General features: G+C 55.5%; 1 protein-coding gene and 1 pseudogene. Both read right to left on the bottom strand.

The window, feature by feature from the left end; all coding sequences use genetic code 11:
- Positions 1-97 precede the first annotated feature (97 nt).
- A pseudogene (locus CKL79_RS22265) lies at positions 98-647 on the bottom strand (ATP-binding cassette domain-containing protein); the annotation flags it as partial.
- 108 nt (positions 648-755) lie between these two features.
- Entirely contained in the window at positions 756-1,661 is a 906-nt protein-coding gene (gene pstA, locus CKL79_RS22260; RefSeq protein WP_121971691.1) for a phosphate ABC transporter permease PstA, read from the bottom strand.
- Positions 1,662-1,871 lie beyond the last annotated feature (210 nt).

Here is a 1,871-nt window from a genome sequence, read left to right as displayed (position 1 = left end):
AGACTCTGGCTTAGCGCTAGACTCATTCGTCTCTTCGACTGTACCTCCACCCGCCTACGCTCTGTCATTTTATCGCCTACCCTCTTGACATTTAATACTCATCCATAAGCAGCACGTCGGGGTTGACGGCAATGGCGCGGGCAATGCACAGGCGCTGCTGCTGACCGCCCGAGAGCGAGGTGCCCAGCTAGCTTCTTGAGCTTGTCTTTGACCTCATCCCAAATAGCGGCACGGCGCAGGGAGGTTTCGACAATTTCGTCTATGTTGCCCTTGATGCCGTTGACCCGCAGGCCGTAGGCTACGTTGTCATAGATCGACTTGGGGAAGGGGTTGGGCTGCTGAAACACCATGCCGATCCTGCGGCGCACCACAATCGGGTCAACGGTATCGTCGAATAGCCCCTTGCCCTTATAGCTCAGATGTCCTTTGACCTTGGCACCCGGAATGAGGCTGTTGGTGCGGTTAAAGCAGCGCAGTAGGGTGCTCTTGCCGCAGCCCGAGGGGCCAATAAAGGCGGTGATCTTGCGGTCAAGAATGTCCATATTGACATCCCGCACGGCGATAACGCCGCTGTAGTAGACCGACAAGTTCCTAACCTCAAAGGTGTGGCGAGTATCCACGGCGGTGCTGCTTATATTTTGTTGCATGGTATCTCCGAATGAAATCGGATAGAACGGTAAAGGGAAGGCTGGGCCGCTGCCTAGTCCAGCAAGGTAGCCTCACCACGGAGGGCGATGGCAACAGCCAGAGGCTAACTAGAATTTTTGCTTGCGGCTAAAGAATCGAGCGGTCACGCTAAAGATCAGCACGATCGCCAGCAGCACTAGCGCCGCCGCCCAGGACAGCTCCTGAGACGCCTTGTAGGGAATGATCGAGAAAAAGTAGATCAGCACCGGCAGGGTCGCCACCGGCTGCCAAATATCGGTGGCCCAAAGGTTGTTGTTGAAAGCCGTAAACAGCAGTGGTGCTGCCTCACCCGCCGCTCTAGCCACCGCCAGCACAATGCCGGTAACAATGCCGGTGATGGCGGCAGGCAGCACAATCTGAATCACGGTTTGAAAGCGGGTCGCGCCAATGCCCGTAGAGGCCAGCCGCATTTCGTTGGGCACAAGCAGCAGGGCTTCTTCGGTGGCGCGAATGATAATTGGCAACATCAGCACCCCCAGGGCTACCCCACCCGAAAAAGCTGAGAATGAACCGTTTGGGATGACCACAATAGAGTAAGCAAACAGACCCATAAGAATGGCCGGCACTCCAGTCAGCACGTTGCAAGAAAATTTGACTAGGTAGGCCAGGCGGGTACCGCGACCAAACTCAGCCAGGTAAACCGCTGCCAACACCCCAAAGGGCACCGAGATGGCCGTGCCAATGCCAAGGGTCATAAGGGTACCAACGATAGCGTGGCCAAAACCACCACCAGACAGACTTGGAGGCGGGGGCAGTTCGGTGAAGATATCTGGGAAGACCAGAGCATTAACGCCCTTTTGAAAGACGCTAATCAGCACCCAGATGAGAGGCAGCACCACCGCCGCCGCAAACACCATGGTGAGCACCGTCAGCGCCTTGCCTGTGATTCTACGGTGGGAGGCCAATGCTTGCCTGGTCATGTCAAAGTCGTCGGTTGCGTAGGCCGCGTCAGGTCCAGTGTTTGAGGTATCCATAGTTCTTGATTCTCTAGGCTAACTGTCTTGATCTGTCGTAGCTGCTGCGGGGCAATAGGGATGCCCTTAAGAGGTGAGCTGCTGACCTATTCAATGTTCTGAAAGCGGCGAATTATTAAATGTCAAGAGGGTAGGCGATAAAATGACAGAGCGTAGGCGGGTGGAGGTACAGTCGAAGAGACGAATGAGTCTAGCGCTAAGCCAGAGTCT

It is taken from the genome of Leptolyngbya sp. BC1307 (assembly GCF_002286735.1).
Lineage (GTDB): Bacteria > Cyanobacteriota > Cyanobacteriia > Phormidesmidales > Phormidesmidaceae > Phormidesmis.
This window is presented reverse-complemented; position numbering and strand designations above follow the sequence as displayed.